Raw genomic sequence first — 21,925 nt, 5'->3', positions numbered from 1 at the left:
TCCCGGCTTATACCCGCGACCGCGCTGGAATCCGGATCGCCGCGCGGCCTACTCTGGAGCCTCGCCTCTAGCCCCGGATCGCTCATGTCCCTGTCCCGCGCATTCGTTCCTTGTGCCATCGCCTTGGCTGTCCTGCTCGCATCGCCGCTGGCCGTTCAGGCCCATGAAGTCGTCCCGCCGGACTGGTGCGTCAAGGAGAAGGAAACGCCGATCATCGTCGCCAAGTTCGATTTCGACGGCAAGGAGCTGCGCGAAGTGATGGCCAAGTGCGGGATCGTGGAAAAAGACGACCAGTGGCACACCGCCACCGAAACCATGCTCGCCTATTGCGCCGTCGTCGCGCCGTTGCGGGGCGCGCTGCCGTTCATGACCGGTCCGGACAGCTACCAGTCCAAGGAACATCACAGCCGCTACAAGCTCGACGACGGCGTCAGCGGCGCCTGCGCGGTGTGCCCGCCGAAGCCGGATTGAGGCGCGCTCAGACCAGTGCGTCGCGGCGGGTGTAGGCGAGCACCGCATCCACGCGCGACTGCAGGGCGGCGCGCGTCTGCGCCGGCAGTTCCTCGCCCCGGCCCAGGACGAAATAGGCCGAGCGCAGCACGTCGCGCCAGCGTGGGTTGCGCGGCAGCTTGGACAGGCTGAGGTAGCGCTCCAGCGCACGCGCGCGCAGCCGGCCGTCGTCGATGTTGACCCGCCAGATGCGGCTTTTTTCCGCGAACTCCAGGCGGCCGGTGCCGGTGGCGCGTTCCCAGGCATCGACCGAGGCCAGCATCAGTTCGACCAGGGTGCGGCGGAACGCGTCGCGCATCGAGGATTCGCCGCCGTCGTCGTCGGCTTCGTGGACGTGATCGGCGGTCAGGTCGGTGTCGGCGAAAGTATTCACGGGGGCATCGACGCCGGCGATAACCGGCGCCGCGACGTCTTCGCGATCGAGCGGCGCGAGCAGCACCAGGCCATCGCCGCCCGACCAGGATTCGAGCTTCGCGAGCAGCGGCGCGCCCGCGCGGGCGGCGATCTCCAGCCGCTGCGCCGCGCTGTCTTCCATGCGCTCCAGCGCCGACGACAAGGCCGCGTGCCCGGCCTCGCCGACGAACGCCGACAGCGGTTGCCCGACCAGCGCTTCGTTGCCCGAATACCCGAGCCAGAGCCGGCCGGCCCGGTTCACCGCCAGCAGCTGGCCGTCGGCGTCGAGCAGGCACAGCGCGTCGTCGCGGCTGTCGAGCAGGGCCTGCAGCAGGCTGCGGTCTTCGGCCAGCGCATCGGCTTCGCGACGATAGCGCGCCAGTTCTTCCTCATGGCGGACCCGCCGCGCCTGTTCGCGCAAGCGTTCGCGCTGGCGCCGCCGCTGTTGCAGCAGCCAGAAGCCCAGCATCGCCGCCACCGCCACCGCGATCGCGAACCACAACAGCAGGGTGCGCTGGCGGAACTGCGCGCGGCGCAGGCGGTTCTCGCTTTCCAGCGCGGCGATGGTGCGTTGCTGCTCGGCCGATTCGAAGCGCACCCGCAGCCAGTCCAGCTGGCGATCGTGCTGCGCGTCGGCCAGCGCGATGGCCTTCGCGTGCCCATCGCGCAAGGTGGCGTTGGCCGCGACCGCATCGCCGGCGCGCTCCTGCGCGGTGGCCAACTGTTCCAGCAACGACACCCGCATGGGATCGCCTTCGGGCACCGACGCCAGCGCTTCGCGCAGACGCGTCGCCGCGGCGGCGGTGCGGCCGGACAACTGCGCGGTGCGGGCGATCTGCAATTGCAGCGCGGGCGGCAGCGGCAGTTTCCAGGTGTCGGCCAGGGCCAGCGCGCCGGCGGTCCAGCGCTGGGCCTGGGCGATATCGCCCTGCGCCAGCGCCACCCGGGTCAGACCGTCGTGAACCCGCAATTCGTACACCCGGTTGCCGCCGCTGCGGTACGCGGCCAGCGCCTCCTGCAACCACGCCGAGGCCTGGCGCGCGTCGCCGGTGTCGAGCGCCACCTCGGCCATCGTTTCCAGCACGTGCGCGGCTTCGATCGGCTCGCCCTTGCCGCGGTAGAAGGCCAGCGCGTCGTGGTAGTAGCGCATCGCGGTGTCGGTTTCGCGCAGTTCGCGATACACGTCGGCGATGTTGTTCAGCACCGCGCCGGAGACTTGCCCGGCGCCGCGCTGGATGTCGAGGCTGGCGGTCAGGCTGCGCAGGGCGCCGCGGAAATCGCCGAGCCGGCGCAGCGCCGCGCCGACGTTGCTCAGATCGCGCGCGGTGGCGGCGCGATCGCCGAGCGCGGTGGACAGCGTCACCGCGCATTCGAAGCGCGACAGCGCCTGCGGAATCCATTCGCGGCGGAAATCCAGGATGCCGCGCCGCCGCACCAGTTCGTAGCGCAGTTGCGCGTCGCCGTCCCCGCCGATGACGGCGTCGGCGCAATCGAGCGAGCGCTCGGCTTCTTCCAGATGCCCGGCGTCCAGCTGCGCCTTGGCCCGCGCGAACAGTTCGTTGGGCGCATCAATGCCGGCGGCGATCTTCGCCCGCTGCAGACACAGCGCCGCTTGCGGCAGACCGCGCGCCGGGAGCGACGCGGCGCAGCCGCCGGTTTCGCCGTGCGCCGACGATAGCCCGCCCGCCGCCAGCGCCACCCACAGCGCCCAGACGGCATGTCGCCGCCTCGCGGCGTCGCGGCGAAGAGGCGAAGCAAAACAGAACCAACGCATCAGACCATCCTTATCCGACCCAGGCACAAGTTGAACGGCGGCGGGGTCGCGCGGACGCTGTCGTGCGCACCGGCTTCGGGCATTCGCCGCTCGCGGCCGTGCGATCGCATCGCGCCATGGCGTGGCGCATCGCGTGGAGGCCGGCGGCAAAACCGCGCGCGCTATCCGACCACCGTGATCGCGGTCGCCAAAGGCGCGCAGCTGCGCTCGTGTCCGCCAAGCAAAAGGCCTCGTTCGTTCGGTCGCATGGGCGAGCTTAGCAGTCCCGGCCGCGCTACAGACAGCGGCCGAAAGCGGTCGCGAGTCAGGGTGTACGAGCGGCCTTCGTCGCCGCAGGTAGATGCGGCGCCACGCGCGCAGGTTTAGAGCCGCGGCATCGCGAAGGCGGCGTCATCGCGTTCCGTGCGCGGCGTCGCGAAAACGCAGCTACGTGCCGGGTTCACGTCCGCGCACCGGGCCGGTGCGCGATTTTTATCGATATGCAGGACACGACGTATCGCTGCATGAAGGACTATTCCGCGGGGAGTGCTCGCTGTTGGTGAGCTCAGGCGTCGTCCGTATCCGCCGGTGGATGCAAGTGGATCGCCAACCACAGCGCGCCCTGCGAAACATGGCGCACCGTGTGCGGGGTGCCGGCCGGCAGGAAGACATAGTCGCCAGCGCGCAGCTCGACGCTCTCGCCGGCGACTTCGATCGTCGCCTCGCCTTGCAGCAGGGCGACCCATTCGTCCTGCGGTTGCACATATTCGGTCGGCACCGCCGCGGCGGAACTGATGATGCGTTCCACTACCAGGTTCTTGTGGCTGAGCAGCGCTTCGAAGCGCTCGCCTTCGGCGGGCGCGTCCGCGTCGGTGAACAGGTTTCCGATCTGCATGTGAACGTCGATCTCCGGAATGGGGATGAACTTTTGTATCGGATCGGGGCCGCGGTGTCGCCCGCGCGTCAGCTTAGTCGGTCGTAAGACTCAACAATGACGGCGCGCCGGCGGGATCGCACAAACGCAGGCAGGCATAGGCGATGCCCGACAACCCGACCATGAGACCCAGCGGCCGTTCCTGTACCGAGCGTCCCCCGCAGCGCCACCGCGGATGCGCGCGTCCGGCCCAGGCCGCGCCGAGCGCACGGCATTGCGCGATGGCATCGCCGTCGCCTTGCGTCCGCGAAGATTCCAGTGCGTGCCGCAGCAGCAATTCGAGATTGCCGGCGAGGCCGTGGCACAGGCAATCGCCGCCGCTCAGTCCGTGCGCGCGCGTTCCGGCAACGCAATCCGACAGGTCGCGTTCCCAGTCGGCATCGCGCAACACCGAAGGCAGCAGCAGGCGCGCGAGGCCGACGCCCGGCGCGCCGTGGCACCACGAATAGACGTCTTCGGGCCGATCCTCGCCGTCGGCCGGATCGACATCGGCGAACTGGTCGTACCAGCGCCGGCCGCGGCGTTCGAACGATGCGCGCTCGTAGCGCAGCGCGCGCCGCGCGAGTTGCAACGCAGCGCCGTCGTCGTTGAGTTGCGCGTGGCGCGCCAGCGCGGCGGCGATGCCGGCATTGCCGTGGGCGAAGCCGGTGAGGCCGCGTTCGGGCGAGGCCGGGCACAGCCACCAGGCTTCGTCCGCGCCGCCCTGCGCGTGGGCGGCCAGATGCGCGGCGCAGGCCATGGCCGCGGCGCGCGTGTCGGCGTCGGGGCGGTGACGCTGCAACTGCGTCAGCACCAGCAGGCAGCCGGCGGCGCCGCTGATCAAGTCGAGGTCGCGGTCTTGTTCGATGCGTTCGGCGATCTGCGGCAACCACGCACTGGCTTCGTCGAGCAGCTCCGGGCGCCGCCAGCGCAACCCCAGCACCAGCAGCGCGTAGATCCATCCGCTCAAACCCGACCACGGCCCGATCGCCGCCAGCGCGCGCGGGTCTTCGCGCAGTTGCCGCCGGCACGCGGCTAATGCGGCTTCGGCGGCGCGAGTGAAACGCGCTTGCCCGGTCTGCGCGCCCAGTTCGGCCAGCATCAGCATCGTGCCGGGCACGCCTTCGTACAGCGTCAGCCCCATCGGCGCGATCGACGGCTCGGGGCGATTGCGGTACTCGGGTTGGAACCAGGCGATCTCGCCGCCGCCGCGAAACGCCAGTTGCAGCACCTCATCGCCGAGAGCGACGGCGGTGTCGAGCAGGATCCGGCGGTTCGCGCGGTCGGCATCGTCGTCGATACGCGCGGCGGCATTCGTGCGAGACGACGCAGGCGACGGCGCGGCATCGGCGACGATCGCCGACCACGGCCGGATGCTCTCCAGCGATTGCGCCAAGGCATAGCGCTGCCGATGCAGGTCGCGCGCCGACAGCAGGCGCACACGCCGCCGCACTTCATCGCGGCCGCTGCGCGCGAACACCGCCTCGATGCGATGGCCGTCGCTGTCGTGCACGCCGGTGCCGTCGATGGCGATGTTGAAGCGCGGCACGTCACCACGCAGCAACGCGGCGCGTTCGGCGGCCTGAGTGCGGGCCAGGAACGGCCAGTCGCGGCTGCCCACCTCCAGGCGCGCCAGCACCTGCTCGCGCTCGCCGGCCGAACGCAAATACTGCGGATGCGACAACGCATCGAGCAGCCGCGCATAGATGTGGGTGGAGCGCAGCAGGGCGCGGGTGTCCAGGCCGGCGAAGGCAGCCAATGGGCCGGCGCCGTCGCGCAGCGCCGGTTTCATCCGCGACAGGCCGCGATAGGTTTCATCGAAGCCGTCGAGCACGGCCTGCGTGTGTTCGTGCGGCGCGACGCGGCGGCCGTCGCCGTGCCGCGGCAGGTTGGCGCCGGCCTGGGTGGTCGCTTCGGCCGGCGCCAGGCGCAGTTCATCGCTGCCGGCGCCGGTGGCGCGGCGCGTGCGGTAGCGTTGCTCGGCCCAGGCCAGCGCGCTGACGTCGTGCGCGTCGGGATCGTTGCGATCCGACGGCAGCAACCCGGAAAACAATACCGACGGCGCATACGGCCCGGTCGCGCGACGTTGGCCGCCGCGATTCATCCACGGCTGGAACACGGTTTCCAGATCGATCACCACCGGGTATTCGCCGCCGGCGATCAGGTTCTCCAGGTGCAGATCGGTACAGCCCAGCACGTAGGCGATGGCGACCAGACCGCCGTAGCGGCGGTAGTAACGCGAGGCGGCGCCGTCGTCGGCGAGCGGCGAATGCGCGATCCATTCGGCGTAGCCGTGGCTGCCGCGATCCACGCTCAGAGCGGCGCGCTGGTCCGGCGTTACGCCGTGCGCGCGCAGTTCGGACAACAAGCGCGCATAGGCCGCGTCCATCGCCAGCGAGCGCGGCTTGTACAGCGCGCGGCCGCGTTCGAACTGCAGCCGGATCACGCTGCCGCCGTGATCGTGACGATCGCCGAGTCCGCTGGCGAAACCGTGCAGGCGGCCGGGGTCGCCGGTGGCGGCGAACAGCGGCGTCAGCAACGCACGCTCGTCGAGGTAACGCCGCAGGAATGTATTCAGAACCTCTTCGGTCTGCGCCGCATGCAGAACGATGTCTTCGCTCAGCAGGGGATAGCGCCGATCCAGCGCCTGGCGGCCGGCGGCGCTGTCGATCCAGTCCAGGAATTCGTCGTGCCGCTGCCGCGGCGTCGCGCCGGACAAGGCGCGGTGATGGCGGGCGATGGCCAGTTCCAGCAGCAGGGTGCGGCTGCTCCAGGCCAGGGCCGGTGCGGCGAAGGCGGCGTCGATGCACGGCCGCAGGCGTTCGAAATCCAGGGCATCGCCATGGCGCTGCGCGCTGTCGCGCCATTGCGCCAGGCAACGCGCGCGCAATGGTGCCAGCAGCGGCTCGGCCCAGCGCAGCAACGGCCGCAGCGCCGGGTCGATGCCGTCGTCGTGGCCGGGGAAAATCGCGCTGTCGCCCAAGGCGGGATACCGGGCGGGCCGCGCCTCGCAGCGCAGCCCGCCGGAACAACGATCAGCCGCCCTGACAGTTGTGGCAGCTGGTGTACACGCAGGACAGGCTGAGCAGATTGCTGGACTTGTCCACCAGCTTATCGTCGTGCAGGTCGGGCGAGCCGACGCTTTCGATCAGCAGGCGGGCGAGTACGTCCTGTGAGATTTCCGCATTCATGGGCATGAAGCTCTCCAGTTGCATTGCGTGATGGAACCCCGGCGGCGATGGCCGACGACGATTCCCGTGGCGTGGTGTGGACGGTTCGCGATGCAGCCGTTGCGCGCATCCGTCCGTATGCGCGAACAAGTGGAAGGCGGGTTTTTTTATCACGTTGACGATGTGCGTCCGCGAGCGGCATCACAGATCGCGCGGCGCGGCCGCAGGCGTACAGCCGCGGCTGGATGAATGCGGCGTTCGCGCGCGCAACCGTCCGTCGATGCCGCGACGGCGTGCATGCGGATTCAATGCTTGCCTCTGCGATCGCGCGCAAGGCTGCGCCAGAACGCGACGGCACCGACCGCCGCGACGGTCAGTCCGAGCAGGAACATGACGCGCGCGTTGGCGATTTCCCCGGCCTGTTGCGCCAGCAACTCGGCCGGCGCGTCCTGATATGGAATCGACGCGCCCGAATAGATCGCCGCGCCCAGCAAGGCCACGCCCAAACCCGCCACCACAGCGCCCGCGGCAAAGATGCGCGCCGGCTTCACGGCGATCCCGCGCCGCGATCGGGCGTGGATTTCCCGGCGCCTTTATCCGCGACCGACGACTTCGCCGCGATCGGCACGTACAAGGCGCTGGGCCGCTGCGCATCGTGATACAGCGTCACCGTGACCTTGCGCGCGTCCCGGCCGGACTCGTCCGCGACCACGCCGCCGCTGTTGTAGTTCTTCTGCATGGTCATGCTGTTGAGCGGCGCGATCACCAGGCGCAGGCGGCTGCCCTGGCCCAGGCGCCGGGCGGTGAAGTTGAAGCGGTCGAAGTCGTAGCGTTCCACCGCGCCCGGCGTGACCGGCACCGGCTCGCGCGGGTTGGCGCGATAGCGCGCGCGCTTGAACTCCTGGGTCAGGAACACCGTGCTGCCGTCGGCCTTGACCTCGTAGATCTTCGCGGCGAAATCGGTGTCGGGCTGATCCAGCGCGATGTACGCCGACAGCTTGAAGAAGCCGGCGATGTCGGTGTCGCGCTCCAGCGCCGGCGTGTGATAGACCAGTTGCTTGCCCGACGACAGCTGGGTGCCGCGCTGATCGAGGATGAAGGCATAGGTCGGCGAGAACACTTCCGGCCGGTCCTCGTACTGCAACGCGCTGGTGTCGAGCGGGTCGTAGACGTATCGATCCGGCGTGGCCGAGGCCGAGGGCGTGCTGCGCAGCTGCCCGGCTTCGAACACGTCGTTGACGCGACCGTCGCGCGAATCCAGATACCAGGTCTGGGTGCTCGCGGTGACCGCCGCCAGCGACGGCGCGTAGCGCCAGGCTTCCTCGCCGACCATGTAGAACGCGACCTTGTCTTTCAGGAACTCGGGCTTCTTGCCTTGCTTGAGCGTCCAGTCGTACCACGCGGTGTGCAGCGCGCCCATGTCGAGCACCGAAGCCGGCGCGAACTTCAGCCCGCCCATTTCCGCCTGCGGATTGCCGGTGCCGGCGTGATCCCACGGGCCGATGATCAGGTAATGCGCGGCCTTGGCGCGGGCGCCGGCATAGCGCATGTGTTCCTTGTAGTAATTCATCGCGCCGGGCTGATCGTCGTCGTAATGACCGGTGATGCTCAGGATCGGCAGGGTCATCTTCGCGTACTGCGCGGGCGTGGGCCGATAGCTGTCCCAATACGCGTCCTGGTGCGGATGCCCGATCCAGGTCTGGAAGGTCGGCGAGGGATTGCCGATATAGGCGTCGAGTTCCTTGTACGGCGCATGCGCCAGATACCAGCGCCGGTACTGCGCCGCCCAGAACGCGCCGTCGAAGAAAATCCGGTCCTGCGAGGCGTTGCCGCTGACGAAGGTCAGCCACTGCATGTTGTAGGTGTAGGGAATATTGTTGAGGATCGGAAAGTCGATGCCCGGCCCGACCGAGGCCACCGGAATGATCGTGGCCAGGTGCGGCGGCAATTCCTTCGCCGCGGCCCACTGGCTGTAGCCCAGGTACGAGCCGCCGCTCATCGCGACCTTGCCGTTGCATTCGTTCTGCCGCGCCAGCCATTCGGCCACGTCATGACCGTCACGGGCTTCCTGCAGCAGCGGCGTGAACTCGCCTTCCGAGTTGCCGCGGCCGCGCACGTCCACCGCGTAATAGGTGTAGCCGTGGCTGGCGAAGTACATCGCACGTTCGTGATTGCGCTGCGCCATGTACGGCGTCATCGCGAAAATGCACGGCGTGGCGGCCTTCAGTCCCTGCGGGCGATAGCGGGTCGCGCTGAGGTTCACGCCGTCGCGCAGCGCAATGCGCACGTTCCACTGAAACGCGACCTTGTCCGGCGCGGGTTTTGCTTCTTCCGCGGCGGCCGGCCCGGCCAACCACAGTGCGCTCAATATTCCGATGGCGATGAGGCGTGCGTGCATGAGTCGGCTCCGGTCGTGGAGCAATCCTTGGCGCGGGGCACCCGGCTGTCGAGTGACGGGTGTCATATTCGGGCGCGAATGCGTTTCGCGGTACATGGCATCGGCGCGTGCAAGGCCCGCATGCCGCGCATTCATCGATATAGCGTGACCGCCGTCCATGTCGGGTTCGGCGGTTGGATTACGAACTGTGGCACGCCCGCGACCGAGGCGATGGATTTCCTGAAGGGCTAAGCCGGCCCGCGGGCCGTTCGCACGCGTCCAAATGGCGTGAGTCGCCATTTGGGCGCGGATCGCCGGGCGACCGGCGATGCTCGATATCGTTCACGCCTGCGGCAGATACCAGCGCCGATACCGAAGCAAGGCTTCGACGAAGTAATAGTCCGCATAGGTCAGCGGCACGTCGACTTCGCTCTTGTGCGGGATCGAGCCGACGCTGTGCCGCAGCAGGAAGCCGCCGTTCTCGCCCAGCGCGGCGCGGTAGGGCGGCGCGGACAGCGAGCGCAGCATGACGGTGGCGGTGTCCACGTAGCGGGCGCGCTCGGTGCCCTGCGCGTACTGGCCGAGGCCAGATCCAGCGCATAGTGCGCGAACCCGAGAAAACCGGAGCCCGGCAGCGCGAGCGCCCATACCGACGAAGGGCGCTAACGGGCGCTCGCCGCGATGATCGCGCCTCAGGCGATGGCGTTGAAGGCCTCGAGGAACAGCCAGGCCCCGATGTTGGTGTCCGTGTACTGCCCCAAGCCACTCGGCCCGCGCGGCAGGCGCGCCGCGTACGGCAGCAGTATTCCCACGAGCATCACGATCAGTCGTGCCTTGCGCATCGTCATAACGGCCGCCGGTGAAGATCACCCAGAGGGATGGCACGGATTCCAGACAGGTCGCGAGAGATCCTCAATGGCAGCCGCGGCGCCGGCAGTGTGGGCGGGAAACCGCCACTTCGGATGGGGAACGCGCAACTCGAAAAAACGAAGCCGCCCGAGCGAGGCGGGCGGCTTCGTTCGCGGACGTTGCCGTTACATGATGCAGCCGGCGTACGCCTTCGACTTGGTCGTCACGATGCCCCAGCCCGGATCGCCGCACCCGGCCGGCTGGCGTATGCCGACCACCGTGCCGGCCGCGTCGTAGTAAACCACCGAGCAGTAACAGCCCGCGGCGTTGGCCGTCGTGCCGGCACCGGCGGAAATCGCCAACAAGGTTCCCAGTACGATCAACTTGATGTTGTGCATCGTCATCCTCTCCTTGACTGTCTTGCGATTCATTCCCCCATCCGGGCATGGCCCGATTTGAGGCGCTCACTACGAGGATCTGTCAGGGGTTTCTTGAATTCGCCGATGGAGCGGTTGGAGACAAGAATCGCCTTACAGACGTTGCCGTGCTTCGACGTGTCCAGGAAAACGTATCCACGCGTCCGGTCCCGCGGGCAGCGTTGCTTGGGTTTGCTCAGGCTTTACCGTGCAGCGGTCGCACGGATTGCCCGCGCGATGTGGTGCTGGTTCGATGCCGCTCTCGCGAGCAATGCGCTGCATGCAAACGCAGCGCAGAATACAACACGCGCGTCCTGGCACGATTTCAGGCTCACACGAATTCATAGTCGCATCAAGGGATTTGACGAAGAGATACTTTGACCGCGATCAAGAAACAACCTAAACAGGCGGCTGCGATCGGTAGCGCGAACGCCCCGGGTCCGGGCGCATCGGCATGGCCGGCAGCCGGGCGCATCCTGCATCCTGGCCGATCGCTGGAGGACGCCGGCGGAAAGCGCCCGCGCGACGCCGGTATCAATTGCAACCAGCCACACAAGCCGAGGCGATTCACCAATGAACAGATCGATTCTTATACTCGCAACTGTGCTGATCGCACTCGCGACGGCCGGCGTACAAGCCTCCGAGCGCGCGCGACAGACAAGCCAGCCGCCGGAATCCATGTCGGCGTCGAACCACGACGCCCTGTTGGCGGCCGCGTTGAAGCGCGACGAGCAGATGATCGAAATGGCGGACAAGGCGATCGACGCATTCGGCAAGCTACAGACGCCGCCGGCTGGCGCTCTCGTCTGGCTCGATGCGGACAAAGCGACCTTCGCGGTACGCGAAGGCGCGTCTTTCGCGCTGTGCCGGTATCCGGCGGTGACGGCGCTGTCCGACCACAACAGCGGCGGCAACCGGGTGCAGCTTTCCTCGACGGCTCCATCGCTCGTGCCCAAAGGCGAGCAGAGCTATCGCAAAGCCGTGCCCAACTACGAGCGCGCTTCATTCGGCGACTGCGAAATCGTGGTCACGTCCGTCCCATTGCGCGATCAGGCGTGGTTGGTGTTCGCGGTAGCGCCGGAAGCCGCGGCGCGTCCATGACAACATTGCGATTGCGACAGACACCGCGTGGGCAGAGCGGCAGCGTTTTTACTTTGCTTGGATCGGAACCAACCCTGCATCCTTCATGACCTTCTGTTCGTCGTCATGACTGATGTAGAACACGACTTTCAGCGCGCCGGTCGTGGAAAGGAAGTAGGTGTTGAAGAACTTGAAGTCCGACTGCTTCGCCGATGGGTTATCGAATCTCAGGTGCCAATGCACCTTGACCATCGTGTAGTTGTCGTCGAGCCGGGTGACGTCCTTGCCGATAATCTTCGCGAACTTGAACCCGAGGTTGTGGAACAGCTTCTCCCTCTCGATCGCCGCCTCTCTGAGCTTGGTGTCGTTTCGTATGCAGAAAGTGCTTTTCGGGTCCGCCGACATGAAGCAGTCCGTGTACTGGGAGGCAAGCAGGTCGGGGTCGAAACTGTTCGCGCCTTCTTCGTACTTCGCAAAGAAATCGTCGATGGTATTCATGGCATTGGTCTCGAAGATTCGTTGTCGCGGGCCAAGTCCGGCAGTGGCTTGCAAAACGATTGTCGGCGGAAGCCGTAAATTCGATGTCTACGCCGCATTAACAGAGGTAAGCGCCAAACGGGCTGACATCTCTTCGGGCGATTTTATCCAGGCCTGCGGACGGCCGATCCATGGCACTTATAGGAACCGTTGGCTTCCAGTGGCCGGAGCCGATGATTTTTTGACGTTCGGGCCCCGACGTCATCAAACTAGCCCGACCGTTGAGTCTTCGTCATCGAAAGGATTTCAGTTTGAACGATCAATATCGGCGCTTCGCAGGGATCGCAGCGCTTTGGTTGGGGCTCATGGGCTTCATCGGCTCATCGCAGGCGCAGTTCGGCGCGACCGGCAGCAGCGCGCTGCCGCTGTCCCTCGTGTTCGGGCCCTGGATCATTCTCCTGGCGGGATTGCCGGCGGCGGCGTGGTTGCGTCCGGCCTGGCGGCCGCGGCTTTGCAAGGCGGTGCGCCGTGGCGTGCTCGCCTATCTGTTCGTCGAATTCGTTCCGCTTCTGGTGTGCTTGCTGATAAAGGGCATATTCGGCATCGGACAAGAGGCGGGCTTGATGGCCTGGGCGCTGACGATGATGGGAGTGATCTTTTCCGGACTGGTGCTGCTCACCTTCATCTTGGTGGCGCTGGTGCTGGATTGGGTGGTTCCCCTTTTCCGCGCAGCGCCCTCGGTGAACCAGGGTTGATACGGCATGAGGCTCCCCATCAGAACCACCATCGTCGTCAACGGCGAGGAATGGGACTTCGACCGCGACATCCACACTGCGGCGCTTATCGACGGCACGGTCATCGTGACGTTCTTCCCGCGCGAGGGCCTGCCTTCGATCGTGGCACTGGACATGGATAGACGCACGCTTTGGCGCGACATCGATCTGCCGCATTTTCCGAGGCAGGAAGACCATCTGACCATGTACAGCATCTCGGGCGAGGAGCCGCTGAGCTTCTACATTTCGGAAGGCTACCTGCTCAAGGTAGAGGCGAAAACCGGGCAGTTGTTGGACATGCAATTCGTCAAATGAAGTCCTGAGTTCAGCCCGATCGAAACGCTGCGCGCGTCCGCGATATCTCGACCGCCTCCTCCAACTCGCAGGCGCTTGTTGTCCTGCCGGCCTGCCATGGATTGGATTCGCCTTGTCGCCTCGACTCACTCCCGCACGGATCCGCCGCGGCCGCATCGCCCGGCTTCGCGTCGCCGTCCCCGAGGATGAGGGCCGCTACTGCCTGCACTGGATCGACGAGACCGCCGCAGCCGACGATCCGCCCCGTCCGTTGTACGGCCGCGTGCAGGTACGCGGGCTGGACGTGGCCGGAGAACCGGCGCGCAGCCTGGCCGCGTTTGGGGGCGATGATCGCACTGGCCGCGCCGGCTACCTTGGGCTCGTCGCGACTCGGGGCGACGACGACTGGGTTGATTGGATAGTCGCGGATGGCGGCACCCTGGCCAGACGGCCGCGTCTACCTCGCCCACGGGATCTTCCGCATCCGGTTTTCCGACCGCGCCATGACCACCTTCACCGCACGCTGGCTGCGGGACATGGTGCAAGTGCTGGCCATGCTGGCGCTGATGACGACGGTGCTGCTCGGCGTCATCAGCCTGTTCGTCGGAGCGGATTGGAGTCCGCTGCTGATCTGCGCGGGCGTTTCCGCAATCGGCATTGCAATGGTCGCGCTGTCGTACGCGATCGGCCGCGCGCTGTGGCGGCTGGGGTGGGCTACCCAACGCCAGCATCTGGCTCAACGCGTGTATACGGCGTTTGGGCAGGGGTCGCCGTTAGTGTCGCGCTTGCCGCCTTGGGTTTACGAGGTTTGAGTTTGTTTGGTGTTTGCGCGTTGGTCCGGCAGTGCTAGACCACGCTTCAGATCGTTGCGGAGGATTCCAAATTGCGTCTCCGTCCAGACCGACGGGTACAGACATAAAGCGAAAAGGGCCATTCGAACGAGCCGGAGCTTGGATATTTCCTGGAACGCTTCGCTGCCGTCAGGGTGGAGGCGAACGGATATCGGGCTGATGCATGATCGGATCGCCGTCAGCGCGCGGCCTCAGTCATCCGATATAAAGTGTCGGGATAGCATTCAGACGCTTAGGTAACGATCATAAGCTTCGGCTAGTCTTCCATTCGCTTATATAGACTGGAAAGGGATTAAACCCGTGATCGACCGAGTCCGAAGTTAAAATAAGGGCCACGAGTGGCCCTTATTTTTTCCTCATACTATTTTGCGTAAATATCGAAGTAAAGATCAATATTAAGTTCGGCGCAATGTCTCAGCAATTCCCAGTCAAGAATATCGCCAGAATTCGCTTCGACAAACCAACCAATGAAGTATTGAATATTGCCGCCCTCTTTCACAAGGTTGGTTAGGAATTCTTGATGATCTTTGAGCTTATGGTTGGTGTGTTCAATAGCTGACGATATGTCTTCATGATCATCTACGACGACTTCGTGCAGCCAAAATGAGTTCTTATTCTGTCCGGGGAGTGGATTTCCCTTAGGTGTGCGTCTCTCTTCGCCCTGCTTGTGGCAAACGCTATGGTCGAGAGACAGGGTACGGGTGATCTCAAGCGGATCAATGCTTGGATGGGTAATTCTCAATGAAAGTTGATAGTTCATGGCAGGAAATCCGTGTAAGGCCCATGGTTATACCCTTCTCCATCCACATTAGTCCAAATGTTGCCTTCCCGGTCTATTCCGACCCAGTCTCGTGGCCCAGCACCTATACCAGACCCTGTCTTTTTAATTCGATGAATCTTATCGGTATCTAAACGTGGATCGGCATTAATGGGTACAGTTCCAGTCGGACAGTCATCAGGCCGTTGCTCGCTATCAGGCTTTGCTTGGTCTCTTCCTTTTTTTGCATAATCCCACAGGTTTTGAGCTGCGTTTCCGAGATAGCCACCAACATAGCTACCAACAGCGCAACCTACCGCCCCACCCACTACAGCTCCACCGATGGCTCCTGCACTTCCCGCGCCGACGGAGCAAACAGCTGCTCCCGGACCGCAACCTAATCCCAGGCCAGCACCTATAGTCGCCCCAGCGCTGGCTCCGCCACTGCTTCCGGTGAATCCGCCTACGGCGCAGCCAATAATTTCACCGTTAGTTGCAAGTCCAAATGGATCGACCAAGGCGAGCGGATTTCCTGATACGTAGCCGTAGGTTGATATTCCGCCGTCTAAGCCAATCGGATCGCTTTGAAGATATCTTCCGGTGGAAGTATCGTAGTCACGGAAGTAATTGTGCACTAACGTAGTGGTTACATCGAAACGTTGGCCAGGGAATCTCATATTGAAAACGAAGACAGTGCCATCCAAATCCGAGTCTTGATTGGGCAGGCTGTTACCAAATGCTTCGCTCTTTGCATCCCACGTCCAAATCGCGACGTTGCGTGCAGGATCGATAACAGAACGGGGCGTCCCCAGATGATCGGGCTGCACATACTTCAGTGAAGTGGTCGCGCCTGCACCCACCAACAAGCCCACCGGCGCATCACCCATCCAGACAGCCTGCTGAGTGGCCGTGCCGTTGCTATCGTAATCGCCGACCCAGTGCCCGGCTTCATCGTAAAGCGTATAGGTCGTTACCGATCCAGTATCACCGGTAATCGCGGCGACCCGCTCGCCCTTGGCGTTGTAGCGATACCCCATCTTCACCACGCCGCTTTGCTTGACCTGCTTCATCCGGTCGTTGGCGTTGTAGACGAACTCCTTGGCGGTGCCGCCGATGCTGATGGTATTGCCGACCGCGTCGTAGCCACGGCTGACCGCGCCGACGCCGTTCAGGCGATGGCTGGTGGTCGGGTAGTTATAGGTATCGGTGATCCCGCCGCGCAGCAGGCTGGTGCGGTTGCCAGTGGCGTCGTAGCCGTAGGTCTCCAGCGGGGTGCCGGTCGGGCCGTCGCGGGTGATCTTCAAGCGGCCGACGGTGTCGTAGTCGTACTTGGCTTGGAATGCGCTTTGCAGGCCGTCCTTCAGTTCGGTCAGTTCGCCGACGGTGTTGTAGCCATAGCCCAGCGACAGGCCGCCGCTGGCAGGGTCGAAAACCGTCTTCGGGCGATAGTCTAGGTCGTAGCTGCGGCTCAGGGTGCGGCCGTTGCCGTAGGTCCAACCGGCCACCGGGCCGAACGGTTCATAGGCGGCGTTGTTCAACAGCACCGTGCGCGCAATGCCCGGCGGCTTTACGCCGATTTCCTTGATCCGTGCCTGGGTATCGCGCAGGTAGTCCACCACGACGCCGTCGGGATAAGTCACGGTCCTCAGGTCGCCGGCCAGGGTGTACGCGTAGCGCAGGGTGAAGCTCTTGCTGCTCACCGTCTGTACTTTACGAACCACTTGTCCGAAGCGGTCGTAGCAGTACTTCAGTTCGGTGCCTTCGGCGCGCATGGCGGTTACACGACCCAGGGCGAAGTTTTCGCCGGTGGCGCAGACGCTGTTGACGATGTCGTAGTCGTACTCGACGTCGGCCGGGCCGGCGGCGGTGTAGAAGATCGCCTTCGGACGGTTCAAGGCATCGTAGGTGTAGCGATGCGTCGCGGCGTCGTTGGCGTCCTTCTTGGTCGCCAGCAGGCCGGCGGGGTTGTAGGTGTAGTCGGTGATGCCCGTGTCCGGGCTGGTCAGCTTGGTCTGGTCGCCGAAGCCGTTGTAGGCATAGACGGTATCGAGTCGTTTGGGATCGGTGACCTTGGCGACTTGGTCGAATACGTTGTATTCGAGCTTGGTCTCCACCTTCAAACCGTCGACGTCCTGCAGGGTCGCGCTCAGGCGATTGAGCGAATCGTAGGACTGGTCGGTTTTCCGCAGCAGCGCGTCGGTGACTCGATCGGCATTGCCGTTCTTGTCGTAGCGGAATCCCGTTGCGTTCTGCGAGGCATCCTTGAGCGTTTCCAACTGGCCCAGGATGTTGAAGACGCGTGAAAGGGTCCGCTTGAGCGTGCCGCTGGTGGTCTTGGTGTCTTCCTGCTTGCGGTTGCCTGCCAAGTCCAGGGTGTAGTGGATCGTATTGCCGGCGTTATCGATGACGTCGGTCAACCGCTGAGCCGCATCGTAGGTGTAGCGCGTATACACGCCGCCCGGCAGCGTGACTTTCTTGACCAGGCCGGTGGGCTCGTACTCGATGCGGGTGATGCGGTCGTCGGTTTCCACTGCGTTGTCGGCGCCACGGACCTTCGTAGCGGTCAGCCAGCCGCGCGACTGGTACTCGTAGTCGGTGACCACGCCGTTGGGATCGAGTACCGACAGCGGTCGGCCTTGCGGGTCGTAACCCAGCACTTCCGTGGTACGGCCGAGCGCGTCGATGGTCTTGCGCAGGTCGCCCTTGCGGTAAGTGCATAACGCGGGCTGAGTGGCGCACGTGCTGTCGTCGCTGCCGTAGTACTCGAAGCGCACCACGTCGTTGACGTCGCTGCGCGGGCCGTCAACCGACTTGGGCAGCCCGAGGATCGGGCAGACGCTGTTGCTGGCAGCAACGTCCGCGGCCTCGCAGTAAGCGTAAGTCGAGGTCCGGGTTTCGTTGCTGACGGTGTCGCGCACGGTGACCGTCGCCGGCTGCAGGCGCGCATTGCGGACAATGCGGGTCTCGCGATTGCCGATCGCCGACAAGATCGGACGATTACTGGCGATGTCGAAACGTTGAGTGCTTACGCGTTGCAGCGGCGTGCTGAAGGCCTCGGTGGCGGTCACGGTGCGTGCGAGGGTACCGGTGACCGGATCGTTGGCTTCGGCGTAGGCGTACTTGGTCTCGACGTTCTTGCGATCGATCACGCTGGCCGGACGGCCGCGGAAATCCGCTGCCTCATCGTTATAGATGTGCTTGACCGTGCCGTTCTCGTCTACCACATCGCCAATGCGACGCGGCAATGCGCCGGCACCGCTGGTCAGGCCATAGGCGGTCTGCTGGCCCAATGAATCGGTCACCACGGTTCCGCCTTCAGGCCGGTAACTCAAGGTGATGCCATCGGCACCGCCGCTATGCTGGCTGGAGATCACACGGCCTTTGGCGTCATAGGCGAAGGTGCTGTAGCGCTTATTGTCCTCGACGGTGACGCCGGTCAGATGACGCGGGAAACGGCTGTCCTCGTAGTGGTACTTGCGCTGGCCACCGCCGGAGAAGGTTACGGTATCGACCTGGCGAAGGGGGGTATAGGTATAGCTGGCCAGCGTTGCGCCTTCGGCCGTGATCGAGGTGATCAACGCGTCGCCGGAATCGTCCGCATACACGAACTGGAGCGCACGGCCGGTCGAGTGAGTGACTTTGTCCAGGCGACCCGTCGGGCTATAGCTGTAAGCCAGCGTGGTGCCGTCTTCGGAACGCCATTCGAGCAACCGACCGCTGCCATCGAAGACCACCACGTCACTGTCGCGGTACAGCAGCCATTGCGTCCCGGAAGCAACCACCCGATCGCCGCTGTTATCGGCGGCGACATAAGCATCGCCGACTTTCTGGTAGCGAACTTGGTAGCCATTGCCACCGCTCAGGCCGAGCGTGTCCGGAGCAATGCTCAGGCGAAAGTCCAGCGAGTGAGTCGAGCCGGGACCGAAGCCACCCGAACGAACGGCGGTACCGGAGTGATAGCTGCGAGTGAGCGCGATCCAGCCCAGATCGAAATCAGTCTGATGTTCGACCTTATCGCCGGTCTTGACGTTGCAAGGGTTGCCCCGCTCACCGCCGCATTCAAGAATCTTGTTGGTGATGAGCGTAGCGGTAAAAGCTTCGTTTACGCAGGCTTGGCGGTCGTTGCTCCATTTGGTCCACGTGCTCGGGCATTGCTGCCTTCGATTGCGTTGAGCGATCGATGGCTCGGTCTTCTTCGCGCATGGGAACTCTGGCGTATTCAAACCATCGTAATACTCGGCATTGAACGTCTTTTGTTCGACAAGCCCTTCACCGCCCGGTGCGGTAGCGGCCCAATTGCCTGCGGGAGTGAGCGTTGCCTTGATGGGGCATCGTGTGTAGTCGCGATCATATTGCGCCTTCAGGGACGCGACCATCTGCGCTTCGGTCGTGAAGGTCGCGGGGTTGGTTACATGGCGATACTTCCAGTCCGGGTCCAGCGGCGGCGCCAATCCCATCCAGTAAACGACCTCGGACGTGCCGTCGCCGCGCGGCCCCTGTCCCTTGATCTTGTTGATCTCAAGGAATGGGCTGGGAGCCCCGGGGAACGGGTTGGGCAGCGCCTTGATGGCCTCCTCGGCCTCCAACTGCGTGTTGTGTTCGGTAGGGGGCGGGTTGGTGAACGCGGTGGTTACCCATTTGATCTGGCTCTCTTGGGCGACCGCTCCGGCGCTGCACATCAGCAGGCTCAGGCAAGCGATGCGCCGGAGCCAATCGGGTATTCGTCGCGCACGGATGGAATCAGGTCTGGGCGTCATGTAACGAATCCTTGTGAACATGTTTAATTCCCTGAGTCGGAACGGGGAGTTTCCGGCAATACTCAACGCGCACGGTGAGGCGCCCGGGGCGGGGCGCGCCAGGCATCGGTGAGAGACGAACAGAAAAAGCGATCGCCGGGATCGCTATGGAAAAGTCGTGGGCTTCAAGCGCGTTCCCGCATTGCGAGAACGGCGATACAACCGTCGTCGGCAAATCCATTTGCACGTGCTCCATGTCGGCTCGACCATTGTGATGGTCCGGGGTCGCTCCTGATGCGACACCTCCGGCTTAACGACCGCCGGGTTTTCGCCGCGAGTATCGCATCGCGGCGCTACGCGTCAATGCGAATAAATCGAGGATGTGATCAAAGCCAGCTTGTGACAGGCGGCAAAGACGCCTTCGTTCAGGTGGCGCGCGCGGGCAGCCAATATCGAAGGCGTCCAAGCGCCCGGCTAAATCGCCGGAACCTCATTGGACGCATCCACGATCGCCGCGACCGCATAACCGTTACGCGTAATCGCCTCCACCGTCTGCGCCACTGTCAGCCAGTTTTCGACCCGCACGATCTGCGGGTCGTGTTCGGCGTCTCGTTCGAAATTGATCCGGCTGCCAAGATCGGCACGCAGCACCGCTTCCGTGATCCCGCGCCGGGCCTCCGCGTCCATCGCGCCCTGCAATCGCAGCCTCACGGTACGGCCGCCCGCTTGAATGCGGCGACGTCCGCGGTTTCGGGTGCGTCCGCGTCGCGCCACCACGGCGTCGTCGCCTGCGGGGAATGCAGATCGACGCGTTCGCCCATGCGCGGCGTGGTCAGGGCGATGCCGCGCTCGGTCGCGAGGGCGGACACGCGTTCGAACGGTTCGGTCCACGGATGCATCGCCAGGTCGAAGGTGCCGTTGTGGATCGGCAGCAGCCAGCGGCCGCGAAGATCGATATGCGCCTGCACGGTCTGCTCCGGTTGCATGTGGACGTACGGCCAGTTCGCGTCGTAGGCGCCGGTCTCCAGCATGGTCACATCGAACGGCCCGAAGCGGCGTCCGATCTGCGCGAAGCCGTCGAAGTAGCCGGTGTCGCCGCTGAAGAACAGGCGCAGCGACGGCCCGGTGTGCGGTTCATCGATGACGGTCCACGACGCCCACAGCGTCTTGTCGCTGTCGAACAGGCCGCGGCCGGAAAAGTGTTGCGCCGGCGTCGCGACGAAACGCACGCCGTCGATGGTGGCGCCCTCCCACCAATCGAACTGCCGCACCTTTTCCGCATCGATGCCCCAGGCGATCAGCCGGTCGCCCACGCCCAGCGGGGTGAGGAAGACGTCGGCCGTCTTCGCGAGCTGCAGCACGGTGTCGTAGTCGAGATGATCGAAGTGATCGTGCGACAGGATCACGCCGCGCAACGGCGGCAGGTCGGCGAGCGCGATCGGCGGCGCGTGGAAACGCTTGGGCCCGATCCATTGCACCGGCGAGGCGCGTTCGGCGAACACCGGGTCGGTGATCCACCAGCCGCCGCGCAGCTTGATCAGCATCGTCGAGTGCCCCAGCCGGAACAGGCTGTGGTCCGGCGCCTGCGCCAGATGCTCGGGCGTGAGCGCCAGTACCGGCGGCGCGGCGGCCGGCACGGAGTCGGCCGGCTTGTTCCACAGCGCATCGCCAATGATCCGGAGCAGCTTCAGGAACCCGGTGGCCGGGCGCGGGTCCGGGTTGCGGAAGCGTCCGTCCGCGAACTGCGGCGAGGCGGCGTGCCCGGCGACGGGCAGGTGGGTCTTGGCGGCGGAAAACAGGCAGACGCTCACGATCAGGGCTCCGGTTAGCAGGCTGATTCGGCGTAGGCGGGAGGGTCGAGGCATGGGCCGAACAGGCTGTCTGAATAGTTACACTGCCCAGTGTAGTGTACTTTTTGAAAAAGTAAACCCGCCGGTGTAACCTGTCGCCATGACCGCTCCTGTTCCCCGCCTGACCGATCGCAAGCGCGCCGCCATTCTTGAGGCGGCCGTGGCCGAGTTTCGCCAGGCCGGCTACGACGCCACCAGCATGGACCGCGTCGCGGCCAGCGCCGGCGTCTCCAAGCGCACCGTCTACAACCACTTCCCGAGCAAGGACGCGTTGTTCGCACAAATCCTCCAGCAGTTGCTGGAGCGCAGCGTGGCGTCCCCGGAACTGGCCTACCGGCCGGACCGGCCACTGCGGCCGCAACTGCTCGAACTCGTGCAGCAAAAGCTGCGATTGCTGCACGACGAGGATTTCATCGAGCTGGTGCGCGTGGCCATCGCCGCGATCATTCCTTCGCCCGAACGCGCGCAGGAAATGTTCGCGCGCATGGGCGACAAGGAAGAAGGCCTGACAGTGTGGATTCGCGCGGCGGCGGCGGACGGCCGCCTGAAGACGGACGACCCGCGGTTCGCCTCGATGCTACTGCAGGGCATGGTCAAGGGCTTCGCGTTCTGGCCACAGATCACGATGGGCCAGCCGGTGTTGACGCCGGCCCAGCGCGATCGGGTGGCGAACACCGCCACCGATATGTTTCTGGCGCACTTCGCGGCTGCGTAAGCATCGCAGCC

20 protein-coding genes are annotated in these 21,925 nt (G+C 64.8%); 6 read left to right on the top strand and 14 right to left on the bottom strand.

Annotated elements, in window-relative coordinates; genetic code table 11:
- Positions 1-84: 84 nt before the first annotated feature.
- Positions 85-471, top strand: coding sequence for a hypothetical protein (locus J7J50_RS03015; protein ID WP_215055257.1), 387 nt, complete (start codon positions 85-87; stop codon positions 469-471).
- Between the two features lie 7 nt (positions 472-478).
- Here J7J50_RS03015 and J7J50_RS03010 read toward each other — a convergent pair whose 3' ends face one another.
- From J7J50_RS03010 to J7J50_RS02970, 9 genes are all read right to left on the bottom strand, one after another.
- On the bottom strand, positions 479-2,677 hold the full coding sequence (locus tag J7J50_RS03010; RefSeq protein ID WP_215055259.1) for a PAS domain-containing protein: 2,199 nt from the start codon (positions 2,675-2,677) through the stop codon (positions 479-481).
- A gap of 544 nt (positions 2,678-3,221) precedes the next feature.
- Positions 3,222-3,551 carry a cupin domain-containing protein gene (locus J7J50_RS03005; RefSeq protein ID WP_215055261.1) on the bottom strand — a complete coding sequence of 110 codons (330 nt, stop codon included), beginning with the start codon at positions 3,549-3,551 and terminating at the stop codon, positions 3,222-3,224.
- Positions 3,552-3,624: 73 nt separating this feature from the next.
- Entirely contained in the window at positions 3,625-6,552 is a 2,928-nt protein-coding gene (locus J7J50_RS03000) for a type 2 lanthipeptide synthetase LanM family protein (protein WP_215055263.1), read from the bottom strand.
- A gap of 52 nt (positions 6,553-6,604) precedes the next feature.
- Positions 6,605-6,766, bottom strand: coding sequence for a hypothetical protein (locus J7J50_RS02995; RefSeq protein ID WP_215055265.1), 162 nt, complete (start codon positions 6,764-6,766; stop codon positions 6,605-6,607).
- A gap of 278 nt (positions 6,767-7,044) precedes the next feature.
- A complete protein-coding gene (locus J7J50_RS02990) occupies positions 7,045-7,290 on the bottom strand; it encodes a hypothetical protein (protein WP_215055267.1) in 246 nt (81 codons plus the stop codon).
- Positions 7,287-9,137, bottom strand: a complete 1,851-nt coding sequence (locus J7J50_RS02985; protein ID WP_215055269.1) for a CocE/NonD family hydrolase — start codon at positions 9,135-9,137, stop codon at positions 7,287-7,289. Before J7J50_RS02985 ends, J7J50_RS02990 begins: the two co-directional genes overlap by 4 nt.
- Positions 9,138-9,458: 321 nt before the next feature.
- Positions 9,459-9,662, bottom strand: coding sequence for a hypothetical protein (locus J7J50_RS02980; protein ID WP_215055271.1), 204 nt, complete (start codon positions 9,660-9,662; stop codon positions 9,459-9,461).
- Between the two features lie 146 nt (positions 9,663-9,808).
- Positions 9,809-9,964, bottom strand: a complete 156-nt coding sequence (locus tag J7J50_RS02975; RefSeq protein WP_215055273.1) for a hypothetical protein — start codon at positions 9,962-9,964, stop codon at positions 9,809-9,811.
- Positions 9,965-10,150: 186 nt separating this feature from the next.
- Positions 10,151-10,396, bottom strand: a complete 246-nt coding sequence (locus tag J7J50_RS02970; protein ID WP_215055275.1) for a DUF6289 family protein — start codon at positions 10,394-10,396, stop codon at positions 10,151-10,153.
- 558 nt (positions 10,397-10,954) lie between these two features.
- On the opposite strand from J7J50_RS02970, the gene J7J50_RS02965 reads away from it, so the two are divergent.
- Positions 10,955-11,482 carry a hypothetical protein gene (locus J7J50_RS02965; protein ID WP_215055277.1) on the top strand — a complete coding sequence of 176 codons (528 nt, stop codon included), beginning with the start codon at positions 10,955-10,957 and terminating at the stop codon, positions 11,480-11,482.
- Between the two features lie 48 nt (positions 11,483-11,530).
- Here the strand turns inward: J7J50_RS02965 and J7J50_RS02960 are convergent, their stop codons facing one another.
- Entirely contained in the window at positions 11,531-11,959 is a 429-nt protein-coding gene (locus tag J7J50_RS02960) for a hypothetical protein (protein ID WP_215055279.1), read from the bottom strand.
- A gap of 290 nt (positions 11,960-12,249) precedes the next feature.
- On the opposite strand from J7J50_RS02960, the gene J7J50_RS02955 reads away from it, so the two are divergent.
- From J7J50_RS02955 to J7J50_RS02945, 3 genes are all read left to right on the top strand, one after another.
- Positions 12,250-12,693 (top strand): hypothetical protein, encoded by a 444-nt coding sequence (locus J7J50_RS02955; protein WP_215055281.1) that lies wholly within the window; start codon positions 12,250-12,252, stop codon positions 12,691-12,693.
- 6 nt (positions 12,694-12,699) lie between these two features.
- Positions 12,700-13,026: a hypothetical protein gene (locus J7J50_RS02950; protein ID WP_215055283.1), complete on the top strand. Its 327-nt coding sequence runs from the start codon at positions 12,700-12,702 to the stop codon at positions 13,024-13,026.
- A 407-nt stretch (positions 13,027-13,433) separates the two neighbouring features.
- Positions 13,434-13,817, top strand: coding sequence for a hypothetical protein (locus J7J50_RS02945; RefSeq protein WP_215055286.1), 384 nt, complete (start codon positions 13,434-13,436; stop codon positions 13,815-13,817).
- 400 nt (positions 13,818-14,217) lie between these two features.
- Here the strand turns inward: J7J50_RS02945 and J7J50_RS02940 are convergent, their stop codons facing one another.
- The 4 genes from J7J50_RS02940 to J7J50_RS02925 all read right to left on the bottom strand — a co-directional run bounded on the left by J7J50_RS02940 (position 14,218) and on the right by J7J50_RS02925 (position 21,160).
- Positions 14,218-14,616 carry a DUF4279 domain-containing protein gene (locus J7J50_RS02940; RefSeq protein WP_215055289.1) on the bottom strand — a complete coding sequence of 133 codons (399 nt, stop codon included), beginning with the start codon at positions 14,614-14,616 and terminating at the stop codon, positions 14,218-14,220.
- On the bottom strand, positions 14,613-19,391 hold the full coding sequence (locus J7J50_RS02935; RefSeq protein WP_215055292.1) for an RHS repeat-associated core domain-containing protein: 4,779 nt from the start codon (positions 19,389-19,391) through the stop codon (positions 14,613-14,615). Before J7J50_RS02935 ends, J7J50_RS02940 begins: the two co-directional genes overlap by 4 nt.
- Before the next feature lie 432 nt (positions 19,392-19,823).
- Positions 19,824-20,036 (bottom strand): hypothetical protein, encoded by a 213-nt coding sequence (locus tag J7J50_RS02930; protein ID WP_215055295.1) that lies wholly within the window; start codon positions 20,034-20,036, stop codon positions 19,824-19,826.
- A gap of 20 nt (positions 20,037-20,056) precedes the next feature.
- Positions 20,057-21,160, bottom strand: coding sequence for an MBL fold metallo-hydrolase (locus tag J7J50_RS02925; RefSeq protein ID WP_343222424.1), 1,104 nt, complete (start codon positions 21,158-21,160; stop codon positions 20,057-20,059).
- Between the two features lie 139 nt (positions 21,161-21,299).
- Here J7J50_RS02925 and J7J50_RS02920 point away from each other — a divergent pair, with 139 nt between their 5' ends.
- On the top strand, positions 21,300-21,914 hold the full coding sequence (locus J7J50_RS02920; RefSeq protein ID WP_215055300.1) for a TetR/AcrR family transcriptional regulator: 615 nt from the start codon (positions 21,300-21,302) through the stop codon (positions 21,912-21,914).
- The last annotated feature ends 11 nt before the right edge of the window (positions 21,915-21,925 follow it).

Origin of the sequence: Lysobacter sp. ISL-50, from assembly GCF_018612875.1 — a bacterium.
In the GTDB taxonomy this organism is placed as follows: Bacteria; Pseudomonadota; Gammaproteobacteria; order Xanthomonadales; family Xanthomonadaceae; genus Lysobacter.
The sequence above is the reverse complement of the archived record's forward strand: the minus strand, read 5'-3'. Positions and strand labels throughout refer to the sequence as shown.

Bases quoted from the DNA above. Each gene is read 5' to 3' on its own strand.
- J7J50_RS03005 (WP_215055261.1), bottom strand. From the start codon at position 3,551: ATGCAGATCGGAAACCTGTTCACCGACGCGGACGCGCCCGCCGAAGGC.
- J7J50_RS02920 (WP_215055300.1), top strand. From the start codon at position 21,300: ATGACCGCTCCTGTTCCCCGCCTGACCGATCGCAAGCGCGCCGCCATT.
- J7J50_RS02970 (WP_215055275.1), bottom strand. From the start codon at position 10,396: ATGAATCGCAAGACAGTCAAGGAGAGGATGACGATGCACAACATCAAG.
- J7J50_RS02975 (WP_215055273.1), bottom strand. From the start codon at position 9,964: ATGACGATGCGCAAGGCACGACTGATCGTGATGCTCGTGGGAATACTG.
- J7J50_RS02985 (WP_215055269.1), bottom strand. From the start codon at position 9,137: ATGCACGCACGCCTCATCGCCATCGGAATATTGAGCGCACTGTGGTTG.
- J7J50_RS02945 (WP_215055286.1), top strand. From the start codon at position 13,434: ATGGCGGCACCCTGGCCAGACGGCCGCGTCTACCTCGCCCACGGGATC.
- J7J50_RS02950 (WP_215055283.1), top strand. From the start codon at position 12,700: ATGAGGCTCCCCATCAGAACCACCATCGTCGTCAACGGCGAGGAATGG.
- J7J50_RS02960 (WP_215055279.1), bottom strand. From the start codon at position 11,959: ATGAATACCATCGACGATTTCTTTGCGAAGTACGAAGAAGGCGCGAAC.
- J7J50_RS02935 (WP_215055292.1), bottom strand. From the start codon at position 19,391: ATGTTCACAAGGATTCGTTACATGACGCCCAGACCTGATTCCATCCGT.
- J7J50_RS02965 (WP_215055277.1), top strand. From the start codon at position 10,955: ATGAACAGATCGATTCTTATACTCGCAACTGTGCTGATCGCACTCGCG.
- J7J50_RS03015 (WP_215055257.1), top strand. From the start codon at position 85: ATGTCCCTGTCCCGCGCATTCGTTCCTTGTGCCATCGCCTTGGCTGTC.
- J7J50_RS02940 (WP_215055289.1), bottom strand. From the start codon at position 14,616: ATGAACTATCAACTTTCATTGAGAATTACCCATCCAAGCATTGATCCG.
- J7J50_RS02995 (WP_215055265.1), bottom strand. From the start codon at position 6,766: ATGCCCATGAATGCGGAAATCTCACAGGACGTACTCGCCCGCCTGCTG.
- J7J50_RS03010 (WP_215055259.1), bottom strand. From the start codon at position 2,677: ATGCGTTGGTTCTGTTTTGCTTCGCCTCTTCGCCGCGACGCCGCGAGG.
- J7J50_RS02930 (WP_215055295.1), bottom strand. From the start codon at position 20,036: ATGGACGCGGAGGCCCGGCGCGGGATCACGGAAGCGGTGCTGCGTGCC.